Below are 17,212 nucleotides of genomic sequence, written 5' to 3' on the forward strand. Positions count from 1 at the left end.
GCCACCGTGGCCGACGATCACATGGTGCGGCTGCACCAGCGGCACGCGCTCGTTCGGCCAGTTCCGCTGGTCGCGCAGCAGGCGGACAATGCGGGGAACGTCCTCCGGGTTGTTCGGCAACGTCAATCGTGCCAATCCGGCGAATCCTTCGCCGGGGCGAGCGATGATGTTGTTTTCGCGAAGCTTTTCGACCACCCGTTGTTGGTCCTCGGCGCCGACGAGGAGCTGACCGGGCCGATAAAGGAATTCACGCCCGCGTTCGGCGTGGAAGCTGATGTTCTTGTCCTCGGCGATGAGCTGCAGGAAAGCTCTTTGGTAAAGCTCCGCGCTTTCTGGCGATTTCGACACCACGGCCTCACTAAAGCAGCGTTGACGGGCACCCCGACCGAGCTTGATCAAGCTACCACAGCCGATAAAGTGTCGCCGTGACCGATTTTTCCGCCCAGGACGCGCTGGAGGCCAGGCAGCGCGACCCGCGCGCGGCCGTGGAGATGGCCCGCGCGGTGCTCCGCGGGACGGCGGATCGCTCCGAATGCTCGATCGCCGAGCGCGCGATCGGTCTCGCGTTGCGCGAGATGCACGATTTCCCCGGCGCCGTCCGTCATCTGCGGCGCTCCATTCGGATCGCGTCCGGGGCCTCGTTGTCCCGTTTGTCCGCTTTGGCGCAGATGAGCCTGGCGTGGGTGCTCGCCTACACGGGCAAGCAGAAGCAGGCGCTGACGTTGCTGGACGAGGCGATGCCGGAACTCAGCGGCGCCGACGCGGTGGCCGCGCTGATGCAACGCGGCGTCGTCTTCCACTACCTGACCCGCTACGACGACGCGCAGCGCGACTACACCGCGGCCATCGCCGGTGCCCGCCGCGTCGGCGACCAGCTGGTCGAAGCGCGCGCCCTGAACAACCGCGGCCTCGTACGCGCGTACGTGGGAAACATGCGTGAGGCGTCGGCTGACTTCGAGCTGGCCGCGTCGCTGCTGGGTGAGCTCGGCCAGGAGCTCGGTGTCGCCGACGTGCACTGGAACGCCGGCATCATGGCGACTCGCGGCGGTGACGTGCCCGCCGCGCTGACCCTGTTCGACAGGGCCGAAGAGGTGCACCGGCGGCTCGACGTGATGCGCCCGGTGCTGCTGGTGAACCGGCTGGAGCTGCTCGTCTCGGTGCCGCTGCTGGACGAGGCCCGTGCCGCGGCCGACCGGGCGATCGTCGAGCTGAAGGCGCTGAAGAACCCCCTGGGGGTCTCGGAGGCGTTGTACTTCCGCGCCCGGATCGCGTTGCTGGACGACGATCCCGACGCGGCCAACTCCTTCGCCGCCGAGGCGCGCCGCCGGTTCCGCCGCGAGCAACGGCTGCTGTGGGCGGCCGGTGCGCGGTACCTGGAGCTGCACGCGGCCGTGCTGCGCGGCGACCGGACGCGGCCGTTGCGGCTGGCGTTGTCGCGGGTCGCGTCCGAACTGGACGCGATGGACTGGCGGCTGCCCGCGCTGGAGGCCCGCATCGACGCCGGACTGGTGGCCGCCGACCTGGGTCACCGGGCCCGTGCCGTCGCGGAGTTCTCGGTCGCGGCCTCCGCGCGGTTGCGCGGCCCTGCCGGTCTGCGCGTCCGTGGCTGGTACGCGGAGGCATTGCGGCGCAAGCTTTCCGGCGACGTCCGGGGCACGTCGTCCGCACTTCGCCGCGGCATCGGTCTGCTGGACGAGTACCGGGTGTCGCTGGGCGCCGCCGAACTGCGGGCGTCGGCCGGTGTGCAGGGGCAGGCGTTGGCGTTGGAGGGTCTGCGGATCGCCGTCGCCTCGGGGAACGCGGCACGGGTGCTGTCGTGGACCGAGAGCTGGCGCGCCGGGGCGTTGCGGATGAAGTCCGTGTCGCCGCCGGACGACCCGCGGCTGGAAGACGCGCTGGCGTCGTTGCGCGCGGTGGCCGCGGACATCGAGTCCGCCGTGCTGGCGGGGAAACCGGCCGGGTCACTGCGCGGCAAGCTCGTCCGCGCCGAGCAGCGCGTCCGCGACCTCACCCGGCAGGTGTCCGGCGAGGTCTCGGTGTTCAAGCCGCCGCCGGTCGCGTCCCTGGGTGCGGCTCTGGGGGCGTCGGCGCTGATCGAGTTCGTCGAGTACGACGGGACGCTGATGGCCGTGGTGCTGGCGGGCGGCCGCTCGTCGCTGCACTCGCTGGGCGCTGTCGAGGGCGTGGTCCGCGAGATCCGCCTGTTGCGCTTCGCCCTGCACCGCCTGGTCACCCTGCCGCCGCACCTGCCGAACCTCGCCGTGGCGCGCTCGTCGGCGTCCCACGCCGCCTCGTTGCTGGCCCGCCGCCTGCTGGACCCGCTGGCCGCGCGGATCGACGGACGGCCTTTGGTCGTGGTGCCCGCGGGTGCGTTGAACGGCCTGCCGTGGGCTGTCCTGAACCGCCAGGTGACCGTCGCGCCCTCGGCCTCGGTGTGGCTGCGTGCGTGTTCGGTCGCCGACGCCTCCGGTGAGGCGGTGCTGGCCGCCGGACCCCGGATGGCCGCCGCGCCCGCCGAGATCAAGGCCATCAGCGCGCACGTGCCGGGGCGCGTTCTCGTCGGCTCCGAGGCGACCGTCAGCGCCGTCGCGTCCGCAATGGACGGTGCCGCTCTGGCCCATATCGCGGCGCACGGCTCGTTCCGCGTCGACAACCCGCTGTTCTCGGCTCTGGAACTGGCCGATGGACCGTTGACGGTCTACGACATCGAACGCCTGCGCCGTCCGCCTACGAGGGTGGTGTTGTCGGCGTGCGACACGGGCCAGTCCGCGGTCCGGCCCGGCGACGAGTTGATGGGCTTCACGGCGGCCTTGCTGGGGCTGGGCACTCGTACGTTGATCGCGCCCGTCGTGCCGGTGCCGACCGATGGCACGGCTCCGGTGATGGTGGAGCTGCACCGGAAGCTGGCCGCCGGGGTGGCTCCGGCGGAGGCGTTGGCGGAGGTGCAACGGGGGGCCGCCGACAACGCCGCTTACGCCGCGGCCGTCGGCTTCGTGTGCTTCGGCGCCGGTTAGGCCCGGAGCCAGGCCAGCAGGGCGCGGTGGCCGGCGGCGGCTTCGATCGCCTGGGCGCGGTGACCGACCTTGACCAGGTTGTCCGCCGCCTCGACGCCCTTGGCGACCTCCAGGTCGTGGTGACGCACGACGTCGAGCCACAGCATCACCGCGTGGTCGAGCAGACCGTTGAAGACGAACACGGTTGCGATGTCCATCCGCTGCCACACGCTGAGGTTCGACTCCCTGACCTTCTCGACGACGACGTCCGCGTGGGCGGACCCGCTGATGTCGAGCAGCGTGCCGACGCAGTCGTCGACCTCGTAGCCGCCGAGCGACCGGTGGAAGGCGTCCAGCGCGACTTCGGCCGCCCTTTCCGGTTGCCCGACCCGGTGCAGGATCGGCGCGAACCGCCGCGCGACCGCCGGATCGTGCTGCCCAACCACGACCCGCAGGTGGTCGTACAACCGCTGGGCCTCCTTCGGCACCTTCTTGCCGATCATCCCGTCGAGGCAGATCACCGCGGACATGGCGTCGAGTGGTTCGGTCAGCAGCGTGCCGGCGAGGTGCTCCGCCTGGGTGAGGTGACCGGCGTTGAAGAGCACCGCTGCCGCTGTGGCGCGCTGCCCGGGAAGTCCGTTCGCGACTTCGGCGTGCAGGTATTCGGCCTCGAATCCCATACTCAGCAGGGAGTCCAACATCTCGGTGAAGCGCTGCTCATCGGCGACCATGGCCACGTCGAGCTGGCTGAGGTCGAAGGAGAGTGTCACGTTGGCCAGTTCGACCACGTCGTTGGGGGCGAGTGAGCGGCGGTTCCTGACCAGCTCCCACACCTCCGGCCGGACCGGAGCCAGGATCTGGCAGGCGCGCACGAACTGGTCGTCGTCCGCGGTCGGACGGGTGATGACGGAGTACGCGAGCTCCTCCGTCAACGGAGGATCGACGGCCTTCAGTTGCTCGGCGACGATCAGCACGTGCTCCGGGGTCAACGAGCGGGCGCGGGCGATGAGGGCGTCGAGCGCGGGTTTGCCGCCGTGTGCCAGCACGGCCTTGACCGCTGTCTCCCATTGCCTGCTGTCCACAGAGGACTGTGTGAGGATCCGTTCGGCCAGCCACAAGGCGTCTTCCGGGCAGTCCAGTTCCATCGCGTGGGTGCAGAGGACGTCCCAACCGAACGGGCTGGTGTCCGAGAGCGCGCCGAAGTGCGGGATGTGCGGGCTGCCCGGCTCCACGGCACGGAGTCGCCGCACCAGGTCGCGGAGCAACCGGCGGGCGGGCTCGCGGCGGTCGAGGTCGAACCTCAGCGTGTCGATCACCGTGATGCCGATGCTGTAGCTGTCGGTGGTCTTCACCAGCCGCAGCAGGAGCTCCTCCGCCAGATCGGCGCCGTTCGGCAGGATCTCCGCGAGTCCCATCGCGATGGCGGCCAGGGCGTACGAGCGGCGCACGTCGGCGTGGTCCCGCAACCACGTCGCGGCCTGCTCCGGCGATTCGAGGTGCCCGAGCGCGACCGCGCAGCCGATCCGCACCACGTCAGGCAGGTCGTCGTTGTCGCGCAGGCCACGCAGCCGGGGGATGAGCAGATGGGCGACCGACTCGTTGTCGAGGCCGGCCAGCACCCGGCCGATCCGGGCACCGTCCTCCCACGGAATGTCCCTGACCCCGTTGGCGAGCAACAACTTCACGAGACGATCGACCACCTCGCCCATGCGTTGCGTGGTGATCGAGACGTCCTCGGCCAGCAGGCGACCGGCGAGCAGGGCGTGTTTGACGCCGCCCTCCAGCAGCCGCTCGATCACCAGGTCCAGGTCGTGACCGGGTTTGCGGCCCCACAGGACGAACGTGAACAACACCGAGGTCTCGCGGGCGGGCTGGGTGCCCATCTCGACCCAGTCGTCGAGCTCCGGGAAGTCGGCCGGGATCCTCGCCGCCCGCACCCGTGCGGCGAGGAACTCCGCGAACGAGTGGTGCAGGAACTTCAGCCCTGCCTCGCCGTGGACGAACAACCCGGTGCTCGACAGCACCGCGAGCACGTCCTCCGGCAGGGCGGGGTGGTCCCAGGACGAGGCGATGTCGAGCAGCGCCTGTTCGGACTCCAGGCGTTTCACCGCCAGTTGTTCGACCAGGTCCTTGCGGCGTTCGTAAAGCCACTCGACCTGGTCGACGCGGGACGGGTCGTCGGCGTGCGCCTTGCGGAACTCGGCGAGGGTGGTGCGCCCGCTCGCCCTGTCGTCGAGCAGGTAGCTCATGAACCGCTCGTAGAGGTCCGCGCGGTTGTGGGGAAGCTTGCGCTGGGGTTCGAGGGTGTTCGCGATGGCCGCGATCGTGGCGAGCAGCGGGTTGCGGACGAGTTCGCGCAGCCGGCCGTCGTGGACCTGCCGGACGAACTCGGCGGCGCGGTCCTTCGCGTTCGTCGGGTTCTGCGCGCGGAACCAGGCGGAGGCGAAGTCCTGCAGCTCGACCGGGCCGAACGGCTGGATCGTGAACGAGTCGACGAGCCCGCTGAGCTTCTGCAACTCGTCCGGCGGGAGCGGGCGGGTGGTGATGACGAGGCGGTGGTCGCCGCCCCGGCGCATGCGGCTGGCGAGCGCGTCGATCACGCGGTCGCGGCGTTCGGGCTCGGCGATCTCGTCCAGGCCGTCGACGAAGACGAGCCAGCGGGCACCCAGCGCGCGTTTGGCGAACAGCTCCGGTTTGAGAGGGGCGTTGAGCCGGCGGTCGCGGACGGCGCCGGCGAGCAGTTCGCTCCACGACAGGTCGTCGGCGAGTGCCTTGGCCGGGATGCGCAACGGCATCACGGGCTCCGGCAGCGGCGGGTCGGCGCTCGGGTCGAGCCACTCGGTCGCGAGGCGCTGGACGTACATCTGACCGAGCGTCGACTTGCCGGCCCCCGGCTCGCCGGTGACCAGGAGGTGCTTCGACCGTGCCAGCGCCTCGCCGATCGGGACCGGACGGTCCTGCTGGTCGGTCTCGCGGACGCTCTGCTGGACGTAGACGCGGGTCAGTTCCGGCTGCCGCACGCCGAGGAGGCGGTAGGGGAGCGCCTCCGCCGCGTCGCGTTGCACGTGGAGGAGGTCTTCGAGCTCCTCGGTGAGGTCCGGGCGGTCCTGCCACGAGGTCAGCGGCGGGTGCGGGACCTCGGTGCCGTGCACGTGCAGCTCGCCGATGTTGTGCGCCTGGACGACGTGGCCGTGCACCGTGCTGCCCTGGACCTCGTTGTGCATAGGAAGCTTTCTACCTGATAGGCACGCACGGGCCCTATGAAACTTGATGGACGCCTTCCAACGACCGCCTTTTCGGTTGGAACTCACGCACAACTGTGTTCGGCGCGGCGGAATGCGCCCTACGTTCGTCCGTATGCCAGCCAGAGCTTCCACGGTGCGCGGTCGCGAGTTCGGAGCCGGAGTCCGCGCGGTAGTCGATTCGACAGGGATGTCGCACCGCGCCATTTCCGAACTGTTGGGGTGGGACCCGCAGAAACTCTCCGACCTGTTGACGGGGAAGGGCGGGGTCGACGAGATCGACTTCGCCCGCCTGTTGGGCCTGTGCCGGGTGTCGGAGGAGGAGTTCCACCACCTCATGGCGTTGCTGAAGGTGTCGAGAGAGAAGGGGTGGTGGCAGTTCTACGGACCTGATCTGCCTGTTCAGCTGCGCACGCTCTTCGAACACGAGGACGTGGCCAAGCAGATCATCAGCTGGCACCTGTCGCTGGTTCCGGGGCTTCTCCAGACCCCGGCGTACATGCGGCCGCTGATCAGCGTCTGGCCCACGATCAAGAAGCCGGAGCAGATCGAGCAGCGGGTAAAGGTACGAGTTGAGCGGCAACAGGTGCTGGACGGGCGGAGGAAGTTCGTCTTCCTCGTGCACGAACAGGCGCTGAGGCTTCCGGTCGGTGGTGATGCCGTGTGGCGGGATCAGCTCCACCATTTGTTGCGAATGTCGGTTCGGCCGAACATCTCCCTCAGAGTGGTGCCCACCGCGATCGGGGCGCACGCGGGGACGATGGGCGAGTTCAAGGTGATGAAGTTCGAGAAACTGGAGCCCATCGTCTACCTGGAGACGAACAACTCCTGCATCTTCTTGGAGGACAAGGCAACGCTCGACCTCTACACCACGATCCTGAAGTCGCTCGATGAGGTGGCGTTGGATGAGGGACAATCTCGGAGGTTGATCACCGACATCGTCTCCTGAGGAGGCCACTGTGTGGCGCAAGAGCAGCTATAGCCCCGACGGCGACAACTGTGTGGAGATCGGTACGGGTGTTGGTGTCCGGGACAGCAAGGCTCCTGCCGCCCACATCGCGGTGTCGCCGTCGGCCTGGGAGGCGTTCCTCTCCTGCGCCAAGAGTGGTCACTTCGAGTAGCTAGTTCCAGAACTGCGGCGTTTCGCTTATGGTTGCTCGCCATGACGACGAGGTCGTGGTGGGGCTGGGGCAACGTCGAGGACGCCGTCACCCCCGCTGAACGCCGTGCGCTGGTCGAGCGGGTCCGGGCGGTGCTGCCGGACGCGGACCTGACGTTCCACGCGCCGCCGGATCCGTCGTCGCTGGACCTGCCCGGCCCGCGGATCCGGCCGCCGGGCGAGGTCTACTCGACCGATCCGGTCGACCGGCTGAGGCACGCCCGCGGTCAGGCTTATCGCGATGTCACCCGGAACCTCGCGGGCGATGTCGGGCCGTTGCCGGACGCCGTCGCCCGGCCGCGCACCGAGCAGGACGTCGTCGACGTGCTCGACTGGTGCGGCGAGAACGACGTGGCCGTGATTCCGTTCGGTGGCGGCACTTCCGTCGTCGGCGGGGTCGAGCCGCGCGAGCTGGACCGCGTCGTGACGCTCGACCTCGGCGGGCTGGACCAGGTGCTGGAGGTCGACAGGACCAGTCGTGCCGCGAGAATTCAGGCGGGTGTGCTGGGGCCGTCGCTGGAGGCCCAGCTGAAGCAGCACGGCCTTACGTTGCGGCACTTTCCGCAGTCGTTCGAGTTCTCGACGCTCGGCGGCTGGCTCGCGACGCGCGCCGGCGGCCACTACGCCACGCTCTACACGCACGTCGACGACCTGACCGAGTCGCTCAGGGTCGTGACGCCGCGAGGGATCTCCGAGTCGCGCCGGTTGCCGGGGTCGGGGGCGGGGCCGTCGCCGGACCGGCTCTTCCTCGGCTCGGAAGGCGCGCTGGGCGTGATCACCGAGGCCTGGATGCGGTTGCAGGAGCCTCCGGTCCACCGCGCGGGTGCCTCGGTGCGGTTCGCGTCGTGGGAACGGGCGGTCGAGGCGACGCGGTTGATCGCGCAGTCCGGGCTGCACCCGGCGAACTGCCGGCTGCTGGACCCGGCGGAGGCGTTCCTCAACGCCGGCTCACCGCAGTCGGTGCTGGTGCTGTCCTTCGAGTCGGCCGACCACCCCGTCGACGCACGACTCGCGCGGGCGCTGGAGCTCTGCGGCGAAGGAGAGGTCGTCGAGGGTGCGGCGGGGCAGTGGCGGAAGTCGTTCCTGCGCATGCCCTACCAGCGCGACGCGATGGCGCAGCACGCGATGATCACCGAGACGTTCGAGACGGCCTGCACCTGGGACCGGTTCCCCGCACTGCACGCGGCGGTCACGGAGGCGGCGACCGCGGCGCTGCGCGAGGTGTGCGGCATCGGCATCGTCACGTGCCGCTTCACCCACGTCTACCCGGACGGCCCCGCGCCCTACTACGGCATCTACGCGCCGGGCCGCTGGGGCAGCCTCACCGCGCAGTGGGACGAGATCAAGGCCGCCGTGTCGGAAGCGCTGATCGACGCGGGCGGCACCATCACCCACCACCACGCCGTCGGCCGCGACCACATGCCGTGGTACCTCCGTCAGCGCCCGGACGTCTTCGGCGCGGCCCTGTCCGGTGCCAAGGCCGCGCTGGACCCCCGAGGCGTGCTCAACCCCGGCGTCCTCACCACACGACCGACCGGAGGATCAGCGCCGCGATGAACACCACCGTGAACGCCAGATCCAGGCCGAACCCGCCGAACCGCACCGGCGGCAGCACCTTGCGCACCGGCGAGAGCACCGGCTCGGTGACGCCGTGGGTCACCCGCCGCACCTTCCACACCCAGTCGCCGCGCGCCTGGAAGGTGACCGCCCAGTCGACGATCATCCTGCCGATCATCACGATGATGAACAGCGTCAAGAGCCAACCGAGTATCCAGCCGACCAAGCCGAACAAGATGGCCTCCCTATGTCCTGTATGTCCATGAAGCCACATGAAACTGAGAGGCGCCTGGCAACTCGCTGAGACAGTATTCAGCTCGTGGCTTACGACGAGGGCTTGGCCCACCGTCTGGGCGAGTCGCTGGGCGACCTCCCGGACCTGAGCACGAAGAAGATGTTCGGCAGCCTGGTGTTCCTCTGGCGGGGAAACATGCTGGTAGGGGTGCTGGGCCCGGACCTGATCGCACGCGTGGGCCCCCAGGCGCAGGCCGACGCGCTGGCGCAGCCGGGCACCCGCGTCTTCGACTTCACCGGACGGCCGATGAACGGCTGGGTGGTCGTCGACGGCGAGGCGGTGTCGGAGGACGAGGCGCTGGAGGACTGGCTCGCGCGGTGCCGCGAGTTCGTGGAAGCGCTGCCGCCGAAATGACCCTGGTGGACGCGCGGCACGGCCGAGGACGCCCTCGGCCGTGGAACACCGCACGCCGTCGAGGTCAGAACCGCACCAGCGGGCCTCCCGTGAAGAACTCGTAGACAAAGTTGACGAAGAAGAACCCGAAGAACACCACGTTGAGCACCAGGACGACGTGGTGCCACCACCGGGGCCGCGCCGGCCGAGGCAGCCGGGAGTTCAGGTACATCAACGCGAACGGGAACATCAGCGCGCCCAGGTTCGACATGTTCGCCGAGATCTGCACCAGCTCGACGGGCAGCGCGAGGTGCAGCGCGCCGGCGATGATCACCAGCACCAGCAGCATGAACGGGTAGTAGAACCGGCGCGGGTCGTCCTCGATCCGGCGGCGCAACCGGGGTGAGACGGCGTGCATCGCGTCGGTGAAGTTGCGTACCAGCGCCTCGAAGATGCCGAGCTGCGTGGAGAACAGCACCAGCACGCCGACCACCAGCATCAGGTAGAACATGCCCTGGCCGTAGAGCAACCCGAGCTGTTCGGCGGAGAACGTCGGCACGTTCGCCGCCGTCGGTTCCTGGCCGGACACGGCGACGAGGTGCGCCATCAGCACTGTCGGCAGCAGCATGCCGAGCATCGCGCCGACGAAGAACACCGCCCACTGGTCGATCAGCAGCAGGCGGTACCAGCGCTTCCACAGCGACTGGTTGGCCGGGGTGTCCACAAAGGTCACTCCGACCGGGCGCAGCTCCTGCTTGCCGCCGCGCAGGCCCGCGATGAAGCCGACATGGTGGCCCATGCCGTACCCCTTGTCGCGGTAGTGGCTCATCGCGTACCAGTTCAGCCCGGACGCCAGCGCCGTGAACCCGGCCAGGCCGCCGAGCTGCGTCGCCGTGATGCCCTCCGGTGGCGCGGCCGGGGTCACCAGGCCGCGGACTCCCTCCGACCACACCGAGAACGGCACGATCGCCACCGTCACGACGATCAGGACCAGCAGCAGCGAGCCGACGAGGACCCAGTTCGTCAGCTCCAGGGCACGTGACACCTTGCGGGCGCCCGCGGTGATCAGGAAGACGACGACCAGCAGGCCGATCGCGAGCAACCGCACGTACTCGATCTCGTCCGGCCGGTAGCCGCGGCCCGCGATCAGGGCGAAGAGTCCCTGCCCTGCGCCCGCCGCCCAGCCGCCGAAGATGAACGCGAAGTAGAAGACCGCCAGGGACACCGGGACCCAGAACTTCCAGCCGGGCGGCACGCGGCCCCAGCCGACGACCGGGGTCTCACCCGTCGCCACGACGTAGCGGGCGATCTCCACGTTGTAGAACGTCTGGAGCAACGCCGACACCGTGATCACCCAGCCGATGCCGACGAAGCCGAACCTGCCGACCGCCTGCGGGCCGAGCAGCCACTCGCCGCTGCCGATCGAGATGCCGAGCGCGATCAGGCTCGGGCCGATGACGAACTGGACCACCTGCAGCGGGCCCAGTTTCCGGACCTTGAAGACTTTCTCCGGCTCCGGCAGGTCCGCCACGTCCAGCGGCGGCCTGCTCACTCCGATTTGCATCGACGACACTGTCGACCTCCCGGCACACGCGGGGAACGGAATCCACCACTTTCCCGATGTCGCGGGCGATCGGTCAACAGCACGTTGGCGCAGAACGGTGAAGTCGTTCGAGACCAAGTAGTTTCACCGGCATGACTTCCGCTGAGGACATGCTGGCCGTCGCCGTCGAAGAGGCACGGACGGGACTCGCCGAGGGCGGGATCCCCATCGGCGCCGCGCTCTTCGCCGGCGACGGCCGGCTGCTGGGCCGGGGCCACAACCGCCGCGTGCAGGACGGCGACGCCTCCATGCACGCGGAGACCTCGGCCTTCCGCAACGCCGGCCGCCAGCGCGGTTACCGCGGCACCACGATGGTCACGACCCTGTCACCGTGCTGGTACTGCAGCGGCCTGGTCCGCCAGTTCGGCATCTCGAACGTGCTGATCGGCGAGGCCACGACGTTCCACGGCGGCCACGACTGGCTGGCCGAGAACGGCGTCGGCATCACCGTCGTCGAGGACCCCGCGCTGATCGAGCTGATGACGACGTTCATCGCCGAACGCCCTGAGCTCTGGCACGAGGACATCGGCCAGGATTAGCGTGGACGGCATGGCTGCTGTGCTGATCACCGGCGCGAACGAGGACTCCGGTGTGGAGACCGCCCGTCAGCTCGTGCTGGCGGGGCACACCGTGTGGCTGGGCGGCGGTGACACCGGGGGCGTGCAGGCGGCTGCTTCGACGGCGGGCGCCCGGTTCGTGCGGCTCGACGCCGGTTCGGACGAGTCGGTGGCCGCAGCGGCCGAAGTCGTGCGGGAGCTGGACGTGCTGGTCAACAACGCGGGCGTCGCCGCGGAGTCGTTCGGGTCCGCTCTCACCGACGTGGTCCGCGTTCTGCAGGCGTTCCTGCCGTTGCTGGAACGTTCCACCTCGCCGGTGGTGGTGAACGTCGGCAGTCGTACGGCCACCGAGTCGAAGGCCGCGGTCGCCATGGCCACCGTGGAGTACGCGAAGGCGTTCCCCCGCATGCGGATCAACGCCGTCGAGCAGGACGCCGGAACTGTCACGCGGATGGCGCAGATCGGGCAGGACGGGCCGAGCGGCGGTTACTTCTCCGATGTGTAGCGCTCCGTCGCGTCGTCCATCGACCGCAGGATCGTGAACACCGAGTCGAGCCCGGTCGCCTCGATCGGCCGCAACGCGGCGCGCGTGGAGGCGACCACGACGAACTCGACATCGGCACGTGACGCGCGTTGCTGGCCGAGGACCAGGGCTTCGAGCCCGGCCGAGCCCAGGAACTTCACGCCACCCAGATCCACGACGACGGCCCGCTGGCCTGACACCACGTGGCTTTCCAATGGGCCGTTGAGTTCGTTGCTGCTCGTGGTGTCCAGTTCGCCGGACACGTGCAGCACGACGACGTCGGGTGCGATCCGGTCGACGACCACAGAAGCCAGAGCGGTGGGGTCGGGCACGCTGTCTCCCTTCAAAGCCTTCAGCACCCCACGTTAACAACGCGTCCCGGCGAGAGCGACCAACGGCCCCTCAACGAGGTGCGACCCGCCTGCGCACACGCGTGAACGTGCTGGGTCAACCGGGCGTGCAGTTCGTGGCACACGGTGAAACCGAGCCGCACGTCGTCGGGCGGGCACTGGACGGGGAGCAGCTGCGCGAACGGGTCACCGCCGATGGTGTCGACCGCGGTCAGGAAGCCGACCAGTGCTCCCACCAGGCGTTGGCGCAGACCGAACAACGACAGCGCGTTCACCAGCGCCAGGGTGGGGGCGGGCATCTCGTCGACGCTCGCGGTGGGATCGAGATCGCGCAGTGTCACGGTGAACAGGACCGAATGGGTCCGTTCGGATCGCGCGCCGTATGCGTCACCTTGAATATCGCGCAGCACCGAGCGCATCTCGCCGCGCGGCCGCCAGAACGCGTGGTGCCGGCGAAGTTCGGCAAGACCCTCGCCGGTCAGCGTCGCCGGCGACGTCGTCTCGGTCAGCGAACGCAGCGCCGACTCCCAGCGCGATTCCAGCGCGGCGTGGAACTGGGCGAGCGCGGGGTGGTCCTCCCAGCCCGCGGCGACGTCGTCGAACCCGCGCATCCGCAGTTCGTAGCAGATCCACAACGACAGCTGCAGGTCGTCGTCCAGCCACGCGTCCCTGGCACCACCGCTGACGAGCAGCGCGGGGCGGGGCAGCGGCGGGACGCGCAGCGCGGCGAGGAGAGCAGAGCTCATGTGGCCGCGGGGAGCAGGGAGGCGCATCAGATTTCCTCACGCGTTCGGGCGATCAGCATGTCCACCAGGGACTCGGGGTCCGGGCAGCGTCGTTGCCGAGCGGCACCGCAGCCGTTGTGGCGCAACCAGTCGATCTGCCGCTCCACAGTAGACAGAGTGCCGCGATCGCGCAGCGCGACCTCGACGTGTTCCACGAGCGACACCGCCCGGTCGAACGCGGGGGAGAGTTTTCCGGTGTGTGGATCGGCGGCCAGTCCGTCGACCCCGTCGCGCGACGCCCGCCAATATGCCGCTCGCAGCACGGAGTCGTCCACCCTCTGTTCGGAGGGTTCCGTCACGACGAGCGCACGGATGAGCTCCGCCAGAACGGCTACTTCCGTTGCGAGCTGGGGGATGTCGGCGACGCGCACCTCAACCGTCGGATGATCGGCCGACGGTCGCACGTCCCAGTACACCATCGCCCGGTCCAGCAGCGCCTGCGTCGCGATGATCGCCTCGACGGTGTGGTCGTAGTGCTCGGGACCGTCCCAATTGGGCGGTGGCCCGCTCACCGGCCAGCGTGACCACACCATCGACCGCCAGCTCGCGTACCCGGTGTCCTCGCCGCCGTAGATGGGGGAGTTGGCGCTCAGCGCGAGCAACGTCGGCAGCCACGCCCGCAGCTTGTTGGACGCCCGCAGCGCCTCGGTCTTGTCGGGAACACCCACGTGGACGTGCAACCCGCACGCACCCTGCCCGATGACGAGCCGGCGGTGGGAGTACTCGATCTGGTGATACCGGACGTCGTCCGAGCCGGGAGGGGGACCGGCCTCGCCGATCGGTGGCATGCCCGTCGCGACCAGCCGGCACCCTGCCTCGTCCGCGGCCCGCACGAGCACCTGCCGTGCGCGCCGGACCTGCTCGTCGAGGTCGGAGAAGGACGCCGTGACGCCGGTCGCGATCTCGATCTGGAACGGGGTCAGCTCGCCCTGGACGTCGAGGTCACCGGTGGCGCGGGAGAGCTCCCGCACTCGGGGTGCCAGTGCCGCCGGCCGCCGCGACTCGGGATCGACAAGAAGGAATTCTTGTTCCACACCGACCGTGTAGTGGTTCATCGGCGGCTGGGTACCCGGATCCCGTGCTGATCAACCTCGGAGTGACCACATGAGACTGCGCCGCAGCGACCCCGCCGGACCGGGCTGGACGCGCCGCCGGCACGGCAAGGGCTTCCGCTACGTCGACGAGAGCGGCCAGGCCCTCACCGCCGACGCCGTCTCACGGGTGAAAGCCCTGGTCATCCCACCCGCGTGGCGCGAAGTCTGGATCTCGCCGCATCCGGCCGGCCACATCCAGGCCGTCGGGTACGACGACGCGGGCCGCCGCCAGTACCTCTACCACGAGCAGTGGCGCACCGACCGCGACGCGGAGAAGTTCGACCGCGTCCTCAAGCTCGCGCCGCGGCTGCCGAAGTTCCGCGCGCAGGTCGCCGGGGACATGAGGTCACGCGGTCGCCGCCGGTTGCTCGCCATCGCGTTGCGCATGCTCGACCTCGGCGTGTTCCGCGTCGGCCACGAGCAGTACGCCGAGGACAACGGCACGCACGGCGTCGCGACGCTGCTCTGTGAACACCTCATCGTGCGCGGCGACCGCGTCCGGTTCCGGTTCCCGGCCAAGCACGGCGTCGAGGTCGACGAGGAGATCGCCGACCCGCCGCTGGCCCGTGCCGTCCGGTCGCTGCTCAGGGACAAGACGCCCGACTGCCGCGTCTTCGACCTCACCGCCGACGACGTCAACGAGCGGTTCCGCGAACTGGTCGGCGACGAGTTCAGCGTGAAGGACCTGCGGACCTGGCACGCCACCGTGCGGGCCGCACAGGCCTTCGCCGAGGCGTTGGCGCAGCGCGGCAAGCCGTCACAGCGAGCGGTCAGCGCGGTGATGAAGGAGGTCGCGGAGCACCTCGGCAACACGGCGGCGGTCGCGCGGAAGTCCTACGTCGACCCGCGCCTGGTCGAGGCGTTCGAGAACGGGGAGGTCATCGGCGGGGGCGACCCGGAGCGGGCCGTCCGGAAGCTGCTCAGGCGTCCTTGAGCGCCGCGGCCCGGTCGCACTGCCGGCACCAGACGGCACCCTGCGCCGCCGCCAGCGCCGCGAACCCGGTGAGCAGGTGCAGCACGTTGCTGCCGGAGTTGACGTTCAGGAAGTTGACCATCTGGTCGTCGTAGCGGGCCGTTCCGAACCCGAACAGCACCAGGAACAGCAGCGCCACCAGCAGCCCGATCCCGTCCAACGCCCTCAAGCGGGGAGCGGCCAGCGCCAGCGCGGCGCCGAAGACGACGTGGATCGTGTTCTGCAACGGGTTGACCCGCAGACCGAGAACCCAGGTGGGGGCTTCACCGGCGAAGTTCGAGAAGCCGGTCACGAAGAACCCGGCCACACCCCAGAGCACGAGCAGGACGCCAGTGCTGATCGCCAGCTTCTGGGGCCACCGCAACCGCTTCATGCGGCCAGTATCGCCAGAACCGGACATTCCCGCTCGTTCATTTCACTCCTCCGCCAGCAGGTCGTGCCGCAGCTGCTCCAGGGACTTGGTGAGCAGCCGCGACACGTGCATCTGGGAGATGCCCACGCGGCGGGCGATCTCGGTCTGGGTCAACCGGCCGAAGAACCGCAGCACCACGATGGTCCGCTCACGGCGGGGAAGGCCCCGCAGCATCGGCTGCAGGGCCTCGTGGATCTCGACGCCCTCGAGTGCCGGGTCGTCGGCGGTGGAGCTCTCCAGCGACTCGAGCGACGCGAACGCGACGTTCGACTCGATCCGCAGGCCCTCGTACACGTCCGTCAGCGGGAGCCCCAGGTGCCGGGCGATCTCGGAGGGAGTGGGAGATCGCCCGGTCCGGTGCGACAACTCGGCGGTCGCGCCGTCGATGGAGTCGCACAGCTCCTTCAGCCTGCGGGGCACCCGCACGGCCCAGCACTGGTCGCGGAAGTGCCTGCGCACCTCGCCGGTGATCGTGGGCACGGCATAGGACAGGAAGTCCGTCTGCCGGCCCACGTCGAACCGGTCGATCGCGTTGATCAGACCCACCGCGGCCACCTGCGCGAGGTCTTCCATGGGCTCGCCGCGTTCGCTGAAGCGGCGGGCGATGTGCCGGGCAAGTGGGAGGTACTCGCGCACCAGCCGGTCTCGCAACGCGTAGTAACGCGGCGAGTCACGACAGGTGCGGGCGAGTTCCTCGAACGCCGCGTGCTGGTCTGGCGTCAACGCGCACCGCGATCAGACCTGGGGCGGCGGCGTCACGTCGCCACGCCATGCGCCGGTCTCGGAACCGCGGTTCTCGATGAACTCCTTGAACCGCTTCAGGTCGCCCTCGACCCGGTGGCCGACGACGCCGAGCGCGGCGCCCGCCTTCTCGGTGAGGGTCTCCGGGTTGTACTCCATCTGCAGGTGCACCCGAGTCGTCTCGTGGTCGAGCCGGTGGAACGTGACCACGCCACCCTGCGGCGATCCGTCGACCGTGGTCCACGCGACCCGCTCGTCCGGGTGCTGTTCGGTGATCTCCGCGTCGAACTCGCGGACGACGCCACCGATCTTCGTGGTCCAGTGCGTCTTGGTCGGCGTGACCTGGTCGATCTTCTCGACGCCGTCCATGAACGCCGGGAAGGATTCGAACTGGGTCCACTGGTTGTACGCCGTGCTCACAGGTACGTGGACGTCCACCGACTTCTCAATGGTGGTCACGAAACCTCCTCCTTCGATTGGTGTCGACAGGTGAGTACCCGCGTCACGCCCCGTTACACATGGGTGACAGGTCCACTCTGGACGGTCACGCAGAGTGCTGGAGTCCTCGCGATCCGCGCATCACGAAATCGCTCTT

The 17,212-nt window shown here is 69.4% G+C and carries 18 protein-coding genes; 9 read left to right on the plus strand and 9 right to left on the minus strand.

Annotated elements, in window-relative coordinates:
* The first annotated feature begins 6 nt into the window (after positions 1 to 6).
* Both ACRSBM_RS07485 and ACRSBM_RS07490 read left to right on the plus strand, forming a co-directional pair.
* Positions 7 to 429, plus strand: coding sequence for a hypothetical protein (locus tag ACRSBM_RS07485; RefSeq protein ID WP_434440987.1), 423 nt, complete (start codon positions 7 to 9; stop codon positions 427 to 429).
* Entirely contained in the window at positions 426 to 3,014 is a 2,589-nt protein-coding gene (locus ACRSBM_RS07490; protein ID WP_434440990.1) for a CHAT domain-containing protein, read from the plus strand. Before ACRSBM_RS07485 ends, ACRSBM_RS07490 begins: the two co-directional genes overlap by 4 nt.
* Here ACRSBM_RS07490 and ACRSBM_RS07495 read toward each other — a convergent pair.
* On the minus strand, positions 3,011 to 6,217 hold the full coding sequence (locus ACRSBM_RS07495) for an NACHT domain-containing protein (protein WP_434440993.1): 3,207 nt from the start codon (positions 6,215 to 6,217) through the stop codon (positions 3,011 to 3,013). The genes ACRSBM_RS07490 and ACRSBM_RS07495 overlap by 4 nt on opposite strands.
* Positions 6,218 to 6,263: 46 nt before the next feature.
* Here ACRSBM_RS07495 and ACRSBM_RS07500 point away from each other — a divergent pair, with 46 nt between their 5' ends.
* The 3 genes from ACRSBM_RS07500 to ACRSBM_RS07510 are packed head-to-tail and all read left to right on the plus strand — an operon-like array spanning position 6,264 to position 8,951.
* Positions 6,264 to 7,184: a helix-turn-helix domain-containing protein gene (locus ACRSBM_RS07500; protein WP_434440996.1), complete on the plus strand. Its 921-nt coding sequence runs from the start codon at positions 6,264 to 6,266 to the stop codon at positions 7,182 to 7,184.
* Between the two features lie 10 nt (positions 7,185 to 7,194).
* Positions 7,195 to 7,356, plus strand: coding sequence for a DUF397 domain-containing protein (locus tag ACRSBM_RS07505; RefSeq protein ID WP_434440999.1), 162 nt, complete (start codon positions 7,195 to 7,197; stop codon positions 7,354 to 7,356).
* A 41-nt stretch (positions 7,357 to 7,397) separates the two neighbouring features.
* The gene (locus tag ACRSBM_RS07510) at positions 7,398 to 8,951 is read left to right on the plus strand and encodes an FAD-binding oxidoreductase (RefSeq protein WP_434441002.1); all 1,554 of its coding nucleotides are present in this window, start codon (positions 7,398 to 7,400) and stop codon (positions 8,949 to 8,951) included.
* Here ACRSBM_RS07510 and ACRSBM_RS07515 read toward each other — a convergent pair.
* On the minus strand, positions 8,914 to 9,150 hold the full coding sequence (locus tag ACRSBM_RS07515; RefSeq protein ID WP_434441005.1) for a YggT family protein: 237 nt from the start codon (positions 9,148 to 9,150) through the stop codon (positions 8,914 to 8,916). The two genes, ACRSBM_RS07510 and ACRSBM_RS07515, sit on opposite strands and share 38 nt — an antisense overlap.
* A 120-nt stretch (positions 9,151 to 9,270) precedes the next feature.
* Here ACRSBM_RS07515 and ACRSBM_RS07520 point away from each other — a divergent pair, with 120 nt between their 5' ends.
* Positions 9,271 to 9,600, plus strand: a complete 330-nt coding sequence (locus ACRSBM_RS07520; RefSeq protein WP_434441008.1) for a TfoX/Sxy family protein — start codon at positions 9,271 to 9,273, stop codon at positions 9,598 to 9,600.
* A 64-nt stretch (positions 9,601 to 9,664) separates the two neighbouring features.
* On the opposite strand, the gene ACRSBM_RS07525 is transcribed toward ACRSBM_RS07520, so the two are convergent.
* Complete coding sequence (locus ACRSBM_RS07525; protein ID WP_434441011.1) at positions 9,665 to 11,143, minus strand: Nramp family divalent metal transporter; 1,479 nt, start codon at positions 11,141 to 11,143, stop codon at positions 9,665 to 9,667.
* Between the two features lie 131 nt (positions 11,144 to 11,274).
* Between ACRSBM_RS07525 and ACRSBM_RS07530 the strand changes: the two genes are divergently transcribed.
* Positions 11,275 to 11,721: a nucleoside deaminase gene (locus tag ACRSBM_RS07530; protein ID WP_434441014.1), complete on the plus strand. Its 447-nt coding sequence runs from the start codon at positions 11,275 to 11,277 to the stop codon at positions 11,719 to 11,721.
* Between the two features lie 10 nt (positions 11,722 to 11,731).
* Complete coding sequence (locus ACRSBM_RS07535) at positions 11,732 to 12,244, plus strand: SDR family NAD(P)-dependent oxidoreductase (protein WP_434441017.1); 513 nt, start codon at positions 11,732 to 11,734, stop codon at positions 12,242 to 12,244.
* Here the strand turns inward: ACRSBM_RS07535 and ACRSBM_RS07540 are convergent.
* Genes ACRSBM_RS07540 through ACRSBM_RS07550 form a run of 3 tightly spaced genes read right to left on the minus strand, consistent with a single transcriptional unit; the run spans position 12,226 to position 14,452 of the window.
* Entirely contained in the window at positions 12,226 to 12,594 is a 369-nt protein-coding gene (locus ACRSBM_RS07540; protein ID WP_434441020.1) for an STAS domain-containing protein, read from the minus strand. The genes ACRSBM_RS07535 and ACRSBM_RS07540 overlap by 19 nt on opposite strands.
* Positions 12,595 to 12,614: 20 nt before the next feature.
* Complete coding sequence (locus tag ACRSBM_RS07545; protein WP_434441023.1) at positions 12,615 to 13,385, minus strand: iron-containing redox enzyme family protein; 771 nt, start codon at positions 13,383 to 13,385, stop codon at positions 12,615 to 12,617.
* Positions 13,385 to 14,452 carry a carboxylate-amine ligase gene (locus ACRSBM_RS07550; RefSeq protein ID WP_434441026.1) on the minus strand — a complete coding sequence of 356 codons (1,068 nt, stop codon included), beginning with the start codon at positions 14,450 to 14,452 and terminating at the stop codon, positions 13,385 to 13,387. Before ACRSBM_RS07550 ends, ACRSBM_RS07545 begins: the two co-directional genes overlap by 1 nt.
* 49 nt (positions 14,453 to 14,501) lie before the next feature.
* Between ACRSBM_RS07550 and ACRSBM_RS07555 the strand changes: the two genes are divergently transcribed.
* A complete protein-coding gene (locus ACRSBM_RS07555; protein WP_434441029.1) occupies positions 14,502 to 15,425 on the plus strand; it encodes a DNA topoisomerase IB in 924 nt (307 codons plus the stop codon).
* Here the strand turns inward: ACRSBM_RS07555 and ACRSBM_RS07560 are convergent.
* Genes ACRSBM_RS07560 through ACRSBM_RS07570 form a run of 3 tightly spaced genes read right to left on the minus strand, consistent with a single transcriptional unit; the run spans position 15,412 to position 17,076 of the window.
* Positions 15,412 to 15,837 (minus strand): DUF4383 domain-containing protein, encoded by a 426-nt coding sequence (locus ACRSBM_RS07560; RefSeq protein WP_434441033.1) that lies wholly within the window; start codon positions 15,835 to 15,837, stop codon positions 15,412 to 15,414. The genes ACRSBM_RS07555 and ACRSBM_RS07560 overlap by 14 nt on opposite strands.
* 42 nt (positions 15,838 to 15,879) lie before the next feature.
* Positions 15,880 to 16,599 carry a SigB/SigF/SigG family RNA polymerase sigma factor gene (locus ACRSBM_RS07565; RefSeq protein WP_434441036.1) on the minus strand — a complete coding sequence of 240 codons (720 nt, stop codon included), beginning with the start codon at positions 16,597 to 16,599 and terminating at the stop codon, positions 15,880 to 15,882.
* Between the two features lie 12 nt (positions 16,600 to 16,611).
* Positions 16,612 to 17,076, minus strand: a complete 465-nt coding sequence (locus tag ACRSBM_RS07570) for an SRPBCC family protein (RefSeq protein WP_434441039.1) — start codon at positions 17,074 to 17,076, stop codon at positions 16,612 to 16,614.
* Between the last annotated feature and the right edge of the window lie 136 nt (positions 17,077 to 17,212).

The sequence above is a fragment of the Lentzea xerophila genome (assembly GCF_051094245.1).
GTDB lineage: Bacteria > Actinomycetota > Actinomycetes > Mycobacteriales > Pseudonocardiaceae > Lentzea > Lentzea xerophila.